The sequence below is a fragment of the Edaphosphingomonas haloaromaticamans genome (assembly GCF_001853345.1).
GTDB classification, from domain to species: Bacteria; Pseudomonadota; Alphaproteobacteria; order Sphingomonadales; family Sphingomonadaceae; genus Sphingomonas_E; species Sphingomonas_E fennica.
Map to the genome: position 1 here is coordinate 273,777 of NZ_MIPT01000001.1, position 17,076 is coordinate 290,852.

Annotated in this window: 13 protein-coding genes; 11 read left to right on the plus strand and 2 right to left on the minus strand. The window is 59.1% G+C overall.

The features are described from left to right. Nucleotides 1-31: 31 nt before the first annotated feature. From BHE75_RS01275 to BHE75_RS01325, 11 genes are all read left to right on the plus strand, one after another. Entirely contained in the window at nucleotides 32-1,462 is a 1,431-nt protein-coding gene (locus BHE75_RS01275; protein ID WP_084652831.1) for a glycosyltransferase family 2 protein, read from the plus strand. Beyond that, a complete protein-coding gene (locus tag BHE75_RS01280) occupies nucleotides 1,459-5,673 on the plus strand; it encodes a rhamnosyltransferase WsaF family glycosyltransferase (protein WP_139181601.1) in 4,215 nt (1,404 codons plus the stop codon). Before BHE75_RS01275 ends, BHE75_RS01280 begins: the two co-directional genes overlap by 4 nt. Before the next feature lie 53 nt (nucleotides 5,674-5,726). Continuing rightward, the gene (locus BHE75_RS01285) at nucleotides 5,727-6,704 is read left to right on the plus strand and encodes a hypothetical protein (RefSeq protein WP_015458928.1); all 978 of its coding nucleotides are present in this window, start codon (nucleotides 5,727-5,729) and stop codon (nucleotides 6,702-6,704) included. A gap of 35 nt (nucleotides 6,705-6,739) precedes the next feature. Then, nucleotides 6,740-7,882: a polysaccharide pyruvyl transferase family protein gene (locus tag BHE75_RS01290; RefSeq protein WP_070931862.1), complete on the plus strand. Its 1,143-nt coding sequence runs from the start codon at nucleotides 6,740-6,742 to the stop codon at nucleotides 7,880-7,882. Nucleotides 7,883-8,093: 211 nt separating this feature from the next. Next, nucleotides 8,094-9,257 carry a capsule biosynthesis protein gene (locus BHE75_RS01295; protein ID WP_070931864.1) on the plus strand — a complete coding sequence of 388 codons (1,164 nt, stop codon included), beginning with the start codon at nucleotides 8,094-8,096 and terminating at the stop codon, nucleotides 9,255-9,257. Between the two features lie 3 nt (nucleotides 9,258-9,260). Further along, nucleotides 9,261-10,043, plus strand: coding sequence for an ABC transporter permease (locus tag BHE75_RS01300; RefSeq protein ID WP_070931866.1), 783 nt, complete (start codon nucleotides 9,261-9,263; stop codon nucleotides 10,041-10,043). Further along, nucleotides 10,040-10,687 carry an ABC transporter ATP-binding protein gene (locus tag BHE75_RS01305; protein ID WP_015458932.1) on the plus strand — a complete coding sequence of 216 codons (648 nt, stop codon included), beginning with the start codon at nucleotides 10,040-10,042 and terminating at the stop codon, nucleotides 10,685-10,687. Before BHE75_RS01300 ends, BHE75_RS01305 begins: the two co-directional genes overlap by 4 nt. A gap of 37 nt (nucleotides 10,688-10,724) precedes the next feature. Further along, nucleotides 10,725-11,669: a phytanoyl-CoA dioxygenase family protein gene (locus tag BHE75_RS01310; RefSeq protein WP_070931867.1), complete on the plus strand. Its 945-nt coding sequence runs from the start codon at nucleotides 10,725-10,727 to the stop codon at nucleotides 11,667-11,669. Between the two features lie 298 nt (nucleotides 11,670-11,967). Next, nucleotides 11,968-13,098, plus strand: coding sequence for a polysaccharide biosynthesis/export family protein (locus BHE75_RS01315; protein WP_070931869.1), 1,131 nt, complete (start codon nucleotides 11,968-11,970; stop codon nucleotides 13,096-13,098). Nucleotides 13,099-13,197: 99 nt separating this feature from the next. Beyond that, nucleotides 13,198-14,787 (plus strand): glycosyltransferase family 2 protein, encoded by a 1,590-nt coding sequence (locus tag BHE75_RS01320; protein ID WP_070931871.1) that lies wholly within the window; start codon nucleotides 13,198-13,200, stop codon nucleotides 14,785-14,787. 9 nt (nucleotides 14,788-14,796) lie between these two features. Continuing rightward, complete coding sequence (locus tag BHE75_RS01325; protein WP_070931875.1) at nucleotides 14,797-15,588, plus strand: DUF5672 family protein; 792 nt, start codon at nucleotides 14,797-14,799, stop codon at nucleotides 15,586-15,588. An 89-nt stretch (nucleotides 15,589-15,677) separates the two neighbouring features. Here BHE75_RS01325 and glk read toward each other — a convergent pair whose 3' ends face one another. Both glk and ribH read right to left on the minus strand, forming a co-directional pair. Continuing rightward, nucleotides 15,678-16,646: a glucokinase gene (glk, locus tag BHE75_RS01330; RefSeq protein WP_070931877.1), complete on the minus strand. Its 969-nt coding sequence runs from the start codon at nucleotides 16,644-16,646 to the stop codon at nucleotides 15,678-15,680. Nucleotides 16,647-16,650: 4 nt separating this feature from the next. Beyond that, nucleotides 16,651-17,073 carry a 6,7-dimethyl-8-ribityllumazine synthase gene (gene ribH, locus BHE75_RS01335; protein WP_015458938.1) on the minus strand — a complete coding sequence of 141 codons (423 nt, stop codon included), beginning with the start codon at nucleotides 17,071-17,073 and terminating at the stop codon, nucleotides 16,651-16,653. Between the last annotated feature and the right edge of the window lie 3 nt (nucleotides 17,074-17,076).

Genomic DNA, 17,076 nt, shown 5'->3' on the forward strand with positions numbered 1-17,076 from the left:
AGCGGAATTCGGAAAGCGGGGCGAGTTTCTGATGAAATTGGGCGGTGAAAATAATCCTGTGAATGACATGACGATAAAAGTGGCTAACGGCGAAGAGGCCGAAGGGTCAAAGGGCGCGGCCAAGGTTGCTGTCATTACCAGAACCAGAAACCGCCCTCTCTTGCTCGAACGGGCGGCCCGAAGTGTCGCGGCACAGACTTTCAGGGATTTTATCTGGGTCGTCGTCAATGACGGCGGTGACGAATCGGCCGTCGAAAAGGTTGTGGAGGAAGCGGGATTTCCTTCCGGGCAAGTTCTTCTGATCTCGCAGCCCGTCAGCCGGGGTATGGAGGCGGCCTCCAATGCTGGCATCCGTGCATGTGGGTCCGAATATATCGTCATTCACGACGACGATGACAGTTGGGAGCCGGATTTCCTCCAGAAGACGGTAGCGTTTCTCGAGCGGCCCGAATCGTTTCGTTATGGCGGCGTCGCCGTGGAGGCGCTCCATGTCTCGGAAGAATTACGGGCGGGGCGTATCGTCGAACATGCGCGGCATTCCGCCATGCCGCTGCCTCGGCAAATCGAGCTTGCAGTCATGCTGCGCCACAATCAGTTTCCCCCCATCGCATTTCTATTCCGTCGTGCGATATGGGAAAGCATTGGCGGATACGATGAAGATCTTCCTGTGCTGGGGGATTGGGCTTTCAATCTCAATTTTCTGCTGAACGCCGACATTGGCGTATTGCCGGAGGCTCTCGCGGGATATCACCATCGGGATACCGGGGGGCTTCCCGCAGGCGCCTATGCGAATTCGGTTATTTCGGAAAAACCGTTGCATCGTGAATATGCGGCGATTGTTCGGAATCGATTCCTGCGCCGGGTCGGGAAGGATCAGACCCAAACCGCGCTCATCGCTATTCTGGGTTCGATCATCGATGACTGCCAAGCTGAAATCCGCACGCTCGAGGGTCGCCTTTCAACGATGGCGAGCAACGTATCGCGGCAAAAATCCATCGTAGAAGAGTTTTGCATAAACGCCGGGGCTTCTCTTGGAAAAGGCGGCGGCAATAATGCTCTTCAGGATTTGCTGGCGAAGATGCAGCGATACGATGCCAGCTCCACTGACAGGGTTGGAATATCGGCGCGGAACGTAGATGAATTCGACTATCTATGGGCTGCTGGCGAGGTGAATCGCCTTCTCGTGGGGTTGCGCCCTAAATATGTCATTTTCGGAAAGCGTTGCGCGCCGGTTGATCCCTCCGAGCAGGATTGGGCGCCGCTTCTGAAAGCCTTGCATTATCTGCGTTCGCGGGGAAGATCCGTTTCCACGCCTTATGACTTCGATGAGGCGGCCTATCTCGCGCTGTATCCCGATGTTGGGGGAGCCGTGGCGGGAGGCAAGCAAATGTCGGGATATATGCATTATCTCTCCCACGGGCGGACCGAAGGGCGCCAGCGGACGACGCGGGGGAGGGGATGAGCATGCCGCGTGTGGAAGTTCTGGCTGCTGCATTTCGCGGGCGAAAAACAAGCGACGGTCCGAAGGATGATGATCCGCGCGAAATCTATTTCGATGCTGCATTCTACCTGCGGCGCCATGGGGTCGACGCTGATGCTTTCCGGCACTATCGCGAAGAGGGCTGGAAAGCGGGTTTCATGCCCAATCCTTTGTTCTGCCCCGTCCATTATGCCGAAGCCCACGGTCTAGGGCCGGACGAGGAGCCGCTTGCCCATTTTGTCGAGCAAGGTGACACGCCGGGCTTCACGTCGCCCGCCTTCGATGCGGCGGGTTATCTCCGTCTTTATCCGCACGTCGCCCTGAGCGGGGATGAGCCCTTGCATCACTTCCTGACGGTTGGCGTCCGTCAGGGATACGCGCCGGGCTTTGCGCTCTACGAACTCGCCGAAAGGAAAGAGGCGTTTCCCGATTTTGACTGGGAAAGCGCCGGGGCATTTCTGAACTTCGATGTGTTGGCGATTGGATCGCAGGAGGCGGAAGCCTACCGCAGTCTGATCGATCCGGTTTATTATACGGCGTTCTATCAGCATCAGTTGAACGGTCTATCCCCTGAGGAGCATTATGCCGTCCACGGCGCGCGCCGCGGAAATCGGGCCAATCCTTTTTTCGATGCGGCGTGGTATGCCCGCCGCCACGGGTTGCGCTTCGCCGATCCTCTGTGGGATCATATATTGACGGGGCGTCAGCCGGCACCGTTTTTCTGCGCAAAATCCTATCTCAGGGCGAATCCGGCGGTGGGTTCGCTTCGTGCGGCGTTCGCCCACTTTGTCGCCGGCGGAGAGGGCGGGCGTTGTGACCTGGGCTTGAATGGCGAACAGCTGACGATCTTGCGTAAGGCGTCCCCAGATTACCATTGGGACGAGGCCGGCGGCCATTATGCCTTTCCTTTCCAAGCGAGGGCGGTCGGAGGTTTGACACCAAGTGGCGGCGTTTCACTCCCGCCCAGGCGAATGGAGGCGGATCGCTTTCATCTTGATGCGATTCTTAACCGGAGCCGCCAGAAGAAGCTCATAAGTTTCGATATCTGGGACACTCTTTTGCGGCGTGTCTGCGATCCCGACATGGTCAAGTTCCATGCCGCAGCAGTCCTGCAGAACGTTATGCGGCAATATGCGCCGTCCCACGAATTGAGCGTTGCGGATCTTTATCGTCTACGTCAGCTGGCTGAATATCGTGTTGCGGACGAGCATTACGAATATCGCCACGAAACCATGATGTGGGATTGGATAGCCTTGGCTGGCGTGCCTGCCACGGAAAAAGTAGATGCCATCATCCGGGAAGTTGCCGAAGCCGAATTGGCTCGGGAGATGGAAGTCACTTGGGTGGATCCCACGGCGATCGCCCTGCTGGAGTCACTCGGTGACAAAAGAATCGTGGCTATATCGGATTTTTATCTGTCGGGTCGGCAGCTAAGTAAGATTCTGGCTCATCACGGTCTGGATCGATATTTTCAGGGCGTCTATGTCTCCAGCGACTTGTTAAAGACCAAGCGAGCCGGAGATTTATTGGATCACGTCTGCGAAGCCGAAGGCTGTGATGTCGGCGATTGGTTGCACATCGGCGACAACAGGCATGCAGATTACGAAGTGCCCATCGGCCGCGGTGTGGACGCATATCATTTCGTCGACGATTTGGAGATGCAGCGCAAAATCTGCTTCCAGCGCGAGTTTGAGGCGGTGCTGTCGGGAGATGGTTCGTCGTTTGAGCCCCAAATTCTAAAGCTTCGTGATGTCGAAGAAGAGGAACGGGCGCTTGCGGCACAACTTCGCCAGGAATTATCCGCCTTCGATCCATTGAGCGATATTTCGAGCGTGGGATTGCTGGCGTCCATTTTTGCCGGATTCGGGCATTTCATTCTGGAAAGGGCGCAAGAGGCAGGCGCAGATACGATCTATTTCGCAACGCGAGAGGGATTGTTCTTCAAAGAGGTATGCGAACTTCTGGCGCATGGCGATATCTTGCGGTCTGATTCGTATCCGGCTTTCCGAATGCTGGAGGTCAGTCGGCGGGCTACATTCGCCGCATCTCTGCGGAGTGCCTCCATTCAGGAGATGATGCGTCTGTGGTCGCTTTATTCGATACAATCGATGCAGGCTTTCGCTCGGACTCTCAATCTTGATGAAGATCGGATGAGCGATTTCTGCACGGCCGCCGGCATCAGTTTTGAAGAGAAGATAGTTTATCCGTGGAAGAATGAGCGGGTCATTGCGCTGTTCGCGGACGGGGTCTTTGTCGATTGGCTCAAGGCCGCCATCGCGCAGCAGCGCGCCGCATTGTGGGAATATCTCCAGGGCATTGGTTTCGATCCCGGTGCGGCCAAGAATCGCTTCATGGTGGACATCGGGTGGCGAGGTTCCATTCAGGACAATCTCGCATTTATCGTGAATGGTCGGCTGGATGGTGCCTATATGGCGCTTTACCGGTATCTGGCCGAGCAGCCGGCCAATGCCGCCAAGCATGGATTTCTGCTCGATCTCAACAAGACGCCGGATGATCAGTTTCACGTCGGTGATTTTGCCGCGCTCGAATTCATTTCGAATGGGCCGGGCGGATCGGTTACGGGCTATGCCGGCGGGCGGGCGCAGCGGCAGACGATCGCCAGCGAGGAAGCGCTGATGGAACAGCGGATCCTGCCGATGCAGGCCAGGATCTTGAGCGCTATCAAGGATCTGTTGCCAGTGCTGCGCGGCACGTCGCTCAGCGCCGGATCGTGGCGCGAGGTCGCGCGCCGGGCAGTCCGCAGATATACGGAGCGGCCGGATGAGGAGATCTCGTCGATCTTCCTGGAACTCGAGCATAACGAGACTTTCGGAGTCGGCGAAATCCAGGATATGCGGTCCGATGATGACGGGGAGCTTGAAAGTCTTGCGGGCGCAGCTTTCAATTCCGCAGTTCGCAATGAACTCGATCAGCGGCGCTGGTATCAAACCTGGTTATATGGCGGGCCGGGACGAAAGCTTTTATCAAATCTATCGGTAGATCAGAAGCTCAGCGCTCCTCGTCTGCAGGGAATTGTCAAGGCGCCGGCGTTGATCCGCAGTCTTGGTTATCGGGTGTCGATCTTTGCTCCGGAACCGATCCGCGGATCCGGCGGTCATCGCACGATCTACAACTTTGCCAAGGCGCTTGACGTCGCCGGTTTCAATGTGGACCTGTTTTCCGAGCGACGGGGTTCTCAATACGCCTATATTGAGCAGGAGCTGGCCGGCCATCCGATACGGATGCACGAACAGTGGTTTTCGGGAATTATCCCGGAGGCTGCTGTCGCGACAGTCAATTATTCGTCCAGCTACATATCGAAATCCTTTTCCGACAGGGTGAAGAAGTTCTACTTTGTCCAGGATTTTGAAGCAGCCTTCAATCCGGTGAGTGACGGTTACATCCGCGGCGAGAATTCATTCGCGGAGGGGCATTCCCACCTTTGCGTCGGGCGCTGGTTGCCGCATGTGCTGCGCACGCAGTTCGGCTCGGGTGCCATGGGCAGCGGGCTGGGCATAGACCCTCGAATTTATCGTCCGCTCGATGATGTCGAGCGGACCGATCGGATTGCCGTGTTGTTCCAGCCCGAAAAATGGCGCCGCTTGCCGGAGCACTGCCTGGAAGCGCTGACCATCGTCAAGGCTCGGCGTCCGCAGACGGAGATTGTCTTCTATGGCTCGGCCGAACGCCCGGCGGCTCCGTTCCAGAATGTCCATCTTGGGTTGGTCGATGATCTGGCGCAGCTCAATCGACTCTATAATTCGGCCAGGATCGGCCTTTGCATCAGCCTGACCAACCCATCGCGCATCCCTTACGAAATGATGGCCGCCGGCTGCGTGCCGGTTGACGTATATCGATACAATAATTTGTTCGATTACGACAGCGGGACAAGCCTGCTTGCCTATCAGAGCGCTGCGTCGCTGGCGGCGGCGATGCTCCATCTGCTCGACGACCGAAATGAATGCGATGCTCGACGCAGGTCGTGTATCGCGACGGCCAAGGGCAGGACCCTTGCCTGGGAAATGGACGGCGCCGTCAACGCGCTCGAATATGTGCTGAACGGGGGTAGTCTGGGAGACTTGGCCATCCCCGAACCTTCCTATACCGATCCGCCCTTCATAGCCGGGCCGGATGATCGCCCTGCCGTTCGTGCGTGGTGCGCGGCGCAGGCCAGGATGGCTGGAATGGATTAAGGCCTGGAAGCTCGGCTTCCCTTAATGCTGCAATCTTATGAGAAGTTAGACATATGTCCGAAAATGAAACGAAAATCGGCTTCGTCCATGATAATCATATTCGGAAATATGGGATATGGCCGCAGTATTTTGGTCTGAAAACCAGACTTAGGGGGAATGTATTCTTTTCGGATATTATAAATCCGGACGATCAGTGGACGGATTGGGAAGGCAGGCCGGCGAATGTCGTGGATCTGTCGCAGCAGACGCCGGAAAATTATCACGACACCCACAACCATTATCAGAATGTGATGTCCGAAGTATGGAATTTCGCGCCCCATACCAATGGCATCGCATTCTGGGGGGATGCATCGGCGATCGCGAATGATTCGGCGGCTTGGGGTGGTTTTGTATCGGCTAGGTCTTCCTATGTCCGTTATACCGGAACGCCGGGCAGCAAATTCGAGGAAGCCCTGCCTCCCGGTCTCAACCATTCCGTTTCCCGCGAAGATTTCGACTGCCAGCTGACCGGCCTGGAGGTTGATGTCATCAATGGCGGCAAGCCGGGCGTCATGGGGAACAAGGCAAAGCACGGCATTACGATCGTAGGGTTTGGCAATCCCAATTCACACGCCGTTTCCGTGATCTGCGAAAACTTCGATTGCGAGGAGTCGCGGCGTCGCGGTCAGTTCGAGACAGGCGTCTATTTCCAGAACAGTATTCATCCGGATTATGGCCGTCTGGTCGTTGCCGATTTCGATCGGGCCCGCATCGGGCTGGATTTTCGAGGTGCGGTTTTCCGGGAGGGGGCTGCGCAATTTCGCACGGTCGGGTCGGGCACCGGTATTGTCTTCAACGGCGGGAAAGGCGGCGAAGTCTATGCGGAGGCACAAAGCGCTGTGGCCCAGGAAGATAGCTGCCTCACGATCCGATGCGGAAAGGCGGGACTACGCATTCTCGACAGCGCGGGAGAGAAGACGTTGATCCACATAGACGGCGAAGGTCGAATCGTGATTTCCGGTGAGGTGGTGATAAACGGCAAGGTATTCTGAAAGCAGCTGGCAGCCGCACTTTGCGAGGTAAGAAATTGAAAATAGGTATTATTTCGACGGGCGGCGCCGGAAAGATCGCGGATTGGCAGAAATTTTCGCTTCGTGAACTCTACGATCGGGTCGGCTATAATACCGGCAATCTGGCTTTCTGGGGCGGGATCGCAAAGACCATCAGCGATGAGATGGAATTTCTCCCCTGGGATTTTATTCCCGAGGATGTTCACGAGCGCTTCGATCTTCTTCTTTTCCCGGCTGCGAACCAGTTGGCCGCTGGCGTGGACCTCGGATTCATGGCGGACAGGTTCGAACGAGCGAATCTGCCGTTAATCGTGGCGGGCCTGGGCACGCAATCCCACTCCGCATCGGATGATGTCGAGCTGACACCGGGCACCCAGCGATGGCTCTCGGTGGTCTCGGAACGGACGGTGGAAATAGGAGTGCGCGGTGAACGCAGCCGGGACGTTCTGGCGCGCTATGGCATACACAATGTGACCGTGATCGGCTGCCCCTCGCTCTTCATAAACGAAGATCCGTTCCTCGGCCGCAGGATTCACCACAAATATGTGGAAGGTGGAGAGAAATTCCTATTCTGCCAGGGTGAGATGAGCGCGCATTCCATGCCGCAAGAACGCGCCTTGTTCAGCCTGGCCAGAAAGTTTCGGGCGCCCTATATTTGCCAAGCCCCGGACATAGTTCTAGCTCTCGCGTCTGGTATAAGTGACGAGCTTACATTCGGTGGCATGAAAAGAATACGAAACTATTATTGCCCCAATATTTCGTTCGACGAAATGCTTGATTTCGCTGAGTATAACATGCGTGCTTTTTTCGATTTTGAGGAATGGATTTCATTCGCGCAACAGCATGATTTCTCGGTTGGCGCGCGTCTGCATGGTAATTTTTTGGCGCTGCAGGCAGGCGTTCCCGCGATGGTCGTTTGCCAGGACGGCCGTATGTCGGAGCTGGCAAATACCATTCAATGTCCGACGATCGATCCCGGCCTATTGCGCCACGACATGGGCAAGCTCGATTTCTATCGGCGATTTAGGTTCGACCATGACTCTTTCGATCGGAATCGTGCTGATCTTGCTGCGAGGTATATGAAATTATTCTCCGCCATGGGGGTTTCGCTGAAGGATTATGTGGCGCGGATCGCCGCACCGGGCTTGCCGCCGTCGTGATGGCGCGAGCCTTGTTGGATAGGCATGGGCGTATCGGCGAGCTCGACAGGTCGTGATCGACGCGCGATCCAGCGTTTTCGGGACTAATTCAGGGGAATCTGCGCTAGAGATGCTCCGCTGGGAGAGGCGTGGGCCTTCCCTTGCGTATTTATCGGCGTGATTCTACAGCCGCGGCTTTTCTAGGGTTCGAAGCAATGCGAGACGTTTCCCCATGCTGATGGAAAGCCGTGCGGAGCTCGAGATCCAGCTTGAAAGGCGCGCCAGCCGGATTGCGGCCAAAGCCAGGCGCCACCGTTGGTTCCTGCTGTTTGTGGTTCTGCCGACCCTGCTGGCCGCTATATATTATGGCGCGATAGCTTCGGATGTCTACGTGTCGGAGTCCCGCTTCGCGATCAAGAGCCCGGGGCGGCAGCCAAGCCAGACCTCCGCTTTGGCGAGCCTGTTCCAATCCACGGGGCTATCCGCGGGGCAAGAACAGGCGAACGAGGTGATCGCCTATCTGCGTTCACGCGATGCCTTGACGGCCTTGGCACGCTCGGTCGACGTGCAGGCAATGTATCGCGATACGGATGCGGATTTCCTGTCCCGCTTCCCCAAGCCCTTCTGGGAAGATTCTTTCGAGAATTTCTATAAGTATTTCAGCAAGCAAGTACCGGTAAAGTTTGATCCTGAGACGAACGTGGTGGTGCTGCAGGTCCAGGCCTTCAAGCCGGGGGACGCGCAGGCGATCAACGAACGCCTTTTGCGGCAATCCGAGGCGCTCGTTAACAGGTTGAACGATCGGGCGCAGAAACAGGCGATCCAGGAAAATCAGCGGCAAGTGGAGGAGGCCACCCTTCGCCTGAGCAAGGCGCGGGTTGCCCTGCAACGCTATCGCAACGCGGAAAAGCTGCTGGATCCGGCGGAGCAGGCCTCTGGTGTCCTGCAGGTCTCGAACAACATGGTCGCCGAGCAAGCTGCCCTGCGCGCCCAGTTGCAGGCGACCGAAAGTGCAACGCCGTCCCATCCCTCGCTGCCGGCATTGCGCGCAAAGATCGCGGCTATCTCGGCCCAGATTGCGGCGCAGGACAGCAAGGCGGTGGGCACGCAGACGGGCATCGCATCGAAGCTGACCGAGTATGAGCGGTTGGCCGTGGAGCAGGAATTCGCGACCCAGATGCTCAACGCGGCGAACACCGCGCTGGAGCAATCCCGCGCCGAAGCGCAGAAGCAGCAATTCTACCTCGAGCGAGTGGTGGAGCCGAACAAGCCGGATATGGCGTTGCTGCCGAACCGTTTCCGTAACATTCTCACCATAGCCGGGATAGTGATCTGTCTCTATCTCATCGGCTGGATGCTGATCGTCGGCATCCTCGAACATTCTCCGGACGACTGAGGCATGGCATCGTTGCGTCAGGGCTGGCGGGTGCAGAGCCGCGTCGTAGCGGCGCTGCTGATCCGCGAGATGCATACGCGCTTCGGCCGTGAAAATATCGGTTTCCTGTGGATGATGGTGGAACCGCTGTTGTTCGCGGGCCTCGTCGCACTCATCTGGCGCGTCATGAAGGGGCCGGAAGAGCATGGCGTCGATATCGTCACATTTGTGGTGTCGGGATACATTCCGCTGGTTCTCTTCCGCCACGCCGTGAATCGGTCCGTTTCGATCTTCGTGGCGAATGGCAGCCTGCTTTATCATCGGCAGGTGCGTATCATTGACTTCATCATCTCACGCTTTTTGCTCGAGATGATAGGGAGCATGATGGCCTATGTATTCATTGCCACGGCTCTGTATATGCTGGGGTTCTTTCCCTCGCCTGCCGATGTCGGAATGCTGATCGTGGGATGGGTGCTATATTCTCTATTTACGCTATCGCTTTGCTTCATCATTGCGCCGCTTTCGGAAATGTCTCCCGTCCTCGAAAAATTCATGCCGGTGACGACCTATGTGATGATCCCTTTTTCGGGAACGTTCACCATGGTGGCGTGGCTGCCGGCGCAGGCTCGTGAGCTTATTTTATGGTCGCCATGGGTCAGCGCCATGGAGATGATGCGGCACGGCCTTTTTGGAGACAAGGTGCAGACCTACTATGTCTATTCGGTGCCGATTGCCGCTTCGATGATTTGCACCGTCATCGGGCTCGCATTGTGCCGGCACGTGCGTAAAATGCTGGTAGTCGAATGATCGTCTGCGAAAATCTGCACAAGGCATATAAGGTCGGAGCGGGTTCAAAGACCGTTCTCAGCAACTTCAACTTCACCGTGGAGCGAGGCGAGCATATCGGCTTGCTCGGCCGCAATGGCGCGGGCAAGACCACCCTTATCAAGATGATTGGCGGCGTGGAAATGCCCACGTCGGGCAAGGTCCGCCGCAAGATGACCGTTTCCTGGCCGCTGGGTTTCGCGGGCGGTTTCCAAGGTAGTCTGACGGGATATGATAATGCGCGGTTCATCGCGCGCATATATGGCTCCCGATACGAAGACATCCGCGACTTTGTCGAGGACTTCACGGAATTGGGCCGGCAGCTGAAGATGCCGGTGAAGACCTATTCATCGGGCATGCGGGCGCGGCTGGCCTTTGCTCTTTCTCTGGCGATCGAGTTTGATTGTTATCTGATCGATGAGATCATCATGGTCGGGGACCAGAATTTTCAACGCAAATCCCATCACGAGCTATTTGAAAAGCGTGCCGATCGTGCCCTGATACTGGCGTCGCACAGCCCCGAAATCGTTCGGAAGTTCTGCGATCGGGCGCTGATCATTCACAAGGGGGTTGGGGCTATCTACGAAGATGTCAACAAGGCCCTGGAAGTTTACTCCAAGCTCTAGGTAATGCCCGGCTGGATAGCCTTTTGGGAAGAGATTCATGCCTCAGATATTCCCCGGCCTGCCGGCGGTGGAAGCCCCGCTTTTTGAACCGGCTGCTCCGGAATATGGGCTTACCGGCCAGGAACAGGCGATCGCGCGGAGCCTCCACGAGCGGGGGTTTGCCCTGTTCGATTTTCCGGATACCCAGCTCGATGCCCGGATCGATAGGATAAAGACGCGGCTGGGCCCGCATTTTCAAGTCGATTTTTCAGATGCGGAGAGCGACAAGACGGCAGGCCTGGGACGCATCCAGGACGCTTGGCAGTTCGACGAGGACGTGCGGGCGATTGCGACAAACGAAGCAGTGATCGCGCTTTTGTCGAAATTATACGGGCGTGACCCCTTTCCCTTCCAGACGCTGAATTTTCCGGTGGGGACGCAGCAGGGCATCCATTCGGATTCGGTGCATTTCTCCAGCCTGCCGGAACGCTTCATGTGCGGCATATGGCTGGCGATGGAGGATACCGGGCCGGATAATGGGCCCTTATTCTACGTTCCTGGCTCGCACCGCTGGCCTATCGTGACAAATGCCATGATCGGGCGGAGGGGCTATGGTGGCCAGCTCTCGTCAGCCCAGGATCCCTATGGGCCGGCATGGCAGGCATTGTGCGAGGCGCACGGCGCCCAGGCGGAGCAGTTTCATGCCCGCAAAGGGCAGGCGCTGATCTGGTGCGCCAATCTGCTGCATGGTGGCAGCAGCGTGCGCGATCCCCGGCGCACCCGCNGGTCGCAGGTGACGCATTATTATTTCGATGATTGCATTTATTATACCCCCGCTTTTTCGGATGAAGCGTTGGGCAGGCTCGATAGACGCAGCCCCGTCGACATTCGCGACGGCCGCCCGCGTCAGGGCCGCTATCTCGGTGAGCAGGTCGACGAAACGTCGCCCCGGCGGCCTGTCGCTGGCTTCCTGGGTCGGCTTCGTTCACGCCTCCGCCGGTAAGCGCGGCGCACTGGCATTTTCCCGTTCGACATGGCCGGGGGCGGCGGTGTTTCCTTCGCGAGTTTGAATATCGGCCCGTTTCATGCACGATCTGCCGTGATCGTGCGAAAGTGGGGCGGTGTCCTTCGGTTGGCGTTGAGGGTTTTTCCAGCTGTCCATGCAGGGTTGATGGAGCAGAAGTGTCCGGCTCCTCATGCCTCGGTCTTGCCTGTTTCGTTTGCGTGAGGTTATCGATTGCGGCACGGACGGCCGACAGCTAACCGATGTTGGCGAGATCCCGCTCTTATTGCGATAGGTAATGTTCAGAAAACGCTTCATCACGCTTGTCATGTGCAGTGCTCTGGGAGCCTGCTCGACACTACCGTCCAGTGGCCCGACAGGCCTGCAGGTCCGTAAAAGCGCGGAGGCCGCGCCAGGCGGTGAAAACATCAAGATCGTCGAGGTTACGGATGCCTCGGCGCTGCCTGCGCAAGGCGGCAAGGACAAGTTGCCCTTGGCGAATCTCGCGCCACCGCCCACCGATATGGTCGGGCCGGGTGACGTCATGCTGATTTCCATTTACGAAGCGGGCATTCCGCTTTTCAGCGGCGGCACTGCGGTCGCAAACCCGTCGGTGCCCTATGATGCCGGCGTTAAGGTTCAGACGCTTCCCCCGACGAGAGTAGACGATAATGGAGACATTGTCGTTCCTTATGCGGGCAAGCTGCGTGTGGCCGGCAAGACGGCCTTCGAGGTGCAGAATCAGATCCGCAATGCCTTGCGAGGCCGCTCGCAGGACCCGCAGGTTCTGGTCAACATCACCCAGGTGATCAGTAATTCGGTCATAGTGGGCGGGGAGGTCGCCAATCCGGGTCGGATTGTCCTTCAGACGAATCGGGAACGGCTTTCCGATGTCGTGGCGCTTGCGGGCGGCCAGCGTGGGAACACCAAGGATCTGGCTCTACGGGTGGTGCGTGGATCGCGCGTGGCCGAACTGCGCTTCAGTGACCTGCTGGATAATCCCGAAGCCGATGTGCCGGCCTATCCTGGTGATCGATTGACGGTCGTTCAGGACCCTCTCTCATTTTCCGTTCTCGGCGCCTCGGGCCGAGTGCAGCAGATACCTTTCGGCCGTTCGACGATGTCGCTTGCCGAATCCGTGGCGACGGCTGGTGGCGCGAATCCAAATCTCGGGGACCCACAGGCGATTTTTGTGTTTCGCTATGTCAAGGATCAGGATGGAAAGGCTCATCCTGTTGTCTATCATTTCAACATGATGAATACCGGAACCTACTTCCTGGCCCAAAAATTCATGATGGCTAACAATGATATACTTTACTTTGGCAGCGCTAGGGCAAACCAGCCTAGCAAGCTGATTCAGCTTATCAGCCAGCTATTCTCGCCCGTTGTGGCTGTTACCAATTCCATCGATATCTTGCAGAATAACTGACGGGTGCGCGAAAGAATTTGAACTGGAACGATCCGGCGATCGGCCTCAGATGAAACGGCTTCCGACCTGTGGTGGCTCTCGGCAATGCGGATAAGGCCGATGCCGGGAAGATGCGGCAGGGCCTGGCTGGCGCTGTCGGCGCATCTCGATGCGGCGCGGGTAGCGCCGCGCGCTTATCTGACCGCCTCATGGTGGTGGCTGCGTGGCAAGCGGTTGCGCGCGCGCAGCCAGTTTGCGCCACTTCTCGGCGTATCGTCCAAAGCCTATCAACTTTGGATTCTGAAGCAGATCGGCGGTGAAGATAGGAGCGCCAGGCACGCATCACCGCCTATTGTGGCGCTCGTGGACATCGGGGTTGGGCGGATTGGCCTGAACGAAACTCTGCTCAGCCTGACGGCCGCCGGCGTGCCGGCGCATTTGGTGGACAGCGGCAACGTCTCGGCGCTTGCTGAAACGGTCCGGCAAATCGATTGGCAAGAAAAGCCCTGGCTGATGCCGATCATGGCCGGCGATATAGTGGCACCCGCAGCCGTCCAGGCCTATCGCGCGGCCATCATCGGATCGGAAACGCGGATCATCTACGCCGACGACGACTTGGTCGATGGAAGGGGGAGGCGCATTGCGCCCCATTTCAAGCCGAGCTGGAATAGCGAGCTTTTCCGTCACTTCGACTATATGACGGGCGCCTGTATCGCGCGAGCCCAGCCGGAAGATCTGGAGGGGCTGTCCGGTGAGGACTGGGCGGGGCGGCTTGTCGCGTCGCTTGCGGCACGCACGGTTCCCCTGCACTTGCCGCAAGTGCTGCATCATCGCCGCCGGCGTCCCCGCCCGCGCATTCCCGCGACGTTCCATACGCCGGGCGGCGGCTTGCCGCCGGTCAGCGTGATCATACCCACCCGCAATCGGCACGATCTGTTGCATACGTGCCTCGCTGGATTGGAGAATACCGACTATCCGGATCTCGAGATAATCATCGTCGATAACGATAGCGATGATCCGGCGACGTTGGCCTATCTCTCTGGTCTCGATCCAGTGCGTTACCGGGTGCTGCGCCATCCTGGCCCCTTCAACTTTTCCGCGATGAACAATCGCGCGGCATCCGAGGCCCGGGGGCAGTTGCTGTGCCTGCTCAACAACGACATAGAAGTCGTAACGCCAGGCTGGCTGAAGGCGATGGCCACACAGGCATTGCGGGAGGATGTCGGCGCGGTGGGGGCGCAACTGCTCTATCCTGACGGACGTATTCAGCACGCAGGCGTGGTTCTGGGCGTCGGGGGAGCCGCCGCCCATGCCCATCGGCTGCTGCGCCCGAATGAGGAAGGCTATTTTCATCGCCATGCCCTCCCGCAATTCACCTCGGCGGTGACGGCTGCCTGCCTGGTCGTGATGCGTCCCCGCTTTCTTGCGGTAGGCGGACTCGATGAAGGCAGGTTTGCGGTCGCCTTCAACGATGTGGATTTGTGCATGCGCTTGAATCGCCGGGGTTGGCAGTCACTTTACGAGCCGAGGGCGATGCTGATTCATCATGAATCCGTCTCACGGGGATTCGATCGTGACCCCATCGGCGCCGCGCGACTGGCCAGGGAACTGGCGGCGCTCCAGGAGCTTTGGGGCACAGGCGAGCGGATCGATCCGTTCCATCATCCGGAACTTAGCCGGTTTAGCGAGCGCTTTGTGGTGAGGTTATAAAGGGTGGACATGAAGGCTCGATCCTATCCTTCGTCGCCGATCCGGCTCGCTCTGCCGGATGTGACCCTCTGCGCGGTGACTTCGGTGAACGTGAAAGCCACGGTGCGAGCGCTGAGCGCCAGCCTCGAACAGGTGGCCTTCGCCGATTGCATGCTGTTCACCGATGTGCCCGTCCAACCCGAACATCCGGGAATACGGGTTGTCCCCATCGATCATCTCGATTCAGCGGCGGCATATTCGAAATTCCTCCTCAGCGAGTTGGTGAGGCATGTGGAGACTTCGCACTGCCTCGTCGTTCAATGGGACGGGCATGTGCTCGATGCCCGGCGCTGGCGACCGGAATTTCTCGAATATGACTATATCGGCGCAACCTGGCCCCAGTTTGATGATGGCCATGATGTCGGCAATGGCGGTTTCTCGCTACGCAGCCGCCGCTTGATGGAAGCCTGCCAGGCCTTGGACTTCATATCCGGGCATCCCGAGGACGTGGCCATCTGCCGCACCAACCGCGCATTTCTGGAAGCGCGGGGCATTCGCTTCGCGCCACGTGCGCTTGCCGATCTGTTTGCCGCGGAGCGGGCCGCCGATGTCGGAACCACTTTCGGTTTCCATGGCGTGTTCAATATGCCTCGCATCATGGACAACGAGGCTTTCTGGGAAGCCTATCGCAGCCTCGATAACCGTTCGAGCCTGCGCCCGGACTTTTTGGGTCTCCTGAAGTCGCTCCGCGGCGGCCGCAGGGGCTTGGCCCGATCGTTGCGCATGATCGCTGATCGGGCATACGATATCGCGCGCGGATAAGTGGAAACGCCTCCCACTGCCGGTTGAGCTCACGCTTCGGGCTTCTGTTCGGACTTGCCGAGCTCAGGGCTTCGGGTTGTGGATTTCCATCACTTGCTCCCCCGCTCCCCGAACGCCACCGCCGCGCCCAGCAGGCCGGGCTGGGGGTGGGTGATGAGGCGGATGGGCATGGCGGCCATCATTTCCTGGTAGCGGCCCTTGGCGACGAAGCGGTCGGCGAAGCCGGAGCGGGGGAGGTGGCGGGCCAGGCGCGCGCCGACGCCGCCGGCGATCACCACGGCATTGGCGCCCTGCACCAACGCGATGTCGCCCGCGACGCTGCCGAGCGCGAGGCAGAAGCGGTCGAGCGCGGCGGCCGCCAGCGGATCGCTGCCCTCGATCGCGGCGGTCCACAGGTCCTTGTCCTCGCGCGGCGGCACCGGCTGGCCTTCGATGGCGGCGATGGCGGCGTGGATCGCGGCGAGGCCGGGGCCGGCCACCACCCGTTCGGTGGAGACGCGGCGATGCTGCGCGCGCAGCCGGGCGAGCACGGCCTCCTCCAGCGGATCGAGCGGGGCATAGTCGCCATGGCCGCCCTCGGTCTCGATCACGAACTGCCGGCCGCCGCGCCGGAGCAGCGAGGCGACGCCGAGGCCCGTGCCGGGGCCGACGATCGAGATCACGCCTTCCGTGGGCAGCGGCCGGTCAGGCCCGGCGATGTGGAGGAAATCCTCCGGTCCGGCATGGGCCACGGCATGGCCGACCGCGCCGAAATCGTTGATCAGCACCAGCTCGTCGACGCCGATCTCGTCCGCCAGCGTTGCCGGGCGGATCAGCCAGCTATTGTTGGTGAGCTTCAGCGTATCGCCGCGGATGGGGGCGGCCACCGCGATGCCGGCGGCGCGCGGCAGCGGCCGGCCGATCCGCTGGGCGAAGGCCGCCCAGGCGAGCGGCAGGCTGGCATGGGCGGATGTCGGCAGCGTCACCGGATCGCCCAGATGGGTGACGCGGCCATTCTCGATCGTCGCCAGGGCGAAGCGGGCGTTGGTTCCCCCGATATCGCCGGCGACGATCTCCATGCCGTCAGTGGCCGAAGCGCTCGCGCAGCGCCAGCATGGCCAGCGCCGCCTTGGCAGCCTCGCCGCCCTTGTCCTTCTCGTCGGGGCGGGCGCGGGTCAGCGCCTGCGCCTCGTTCTCCACGGTCAATATGCCGTTGCCGATGGCGATGCCGTCCATGCTGAGCGCCATCAGGCCGCGCGCGCTTTCGTTGGAAACCACCTCGAAATGATAGGTTTCGCCGCGGATGACGACGCCGATCGCCACGAAGGCGTCGTAGCGGCCGGTTTCGGCCGCCAGCGCGATCGCGCCGGGTATCTCCAGCGCGCCCGGCACGGTCACCGTTTCATGCTTGTGGCCGCCTTCCTCGATCGCGGCGCGCGCGCCCTCGATCAGCAGGTCGTTCAGATGGTCGTAGAACCGCGCCTCGACGATCAGCACCTTCGCCATGGT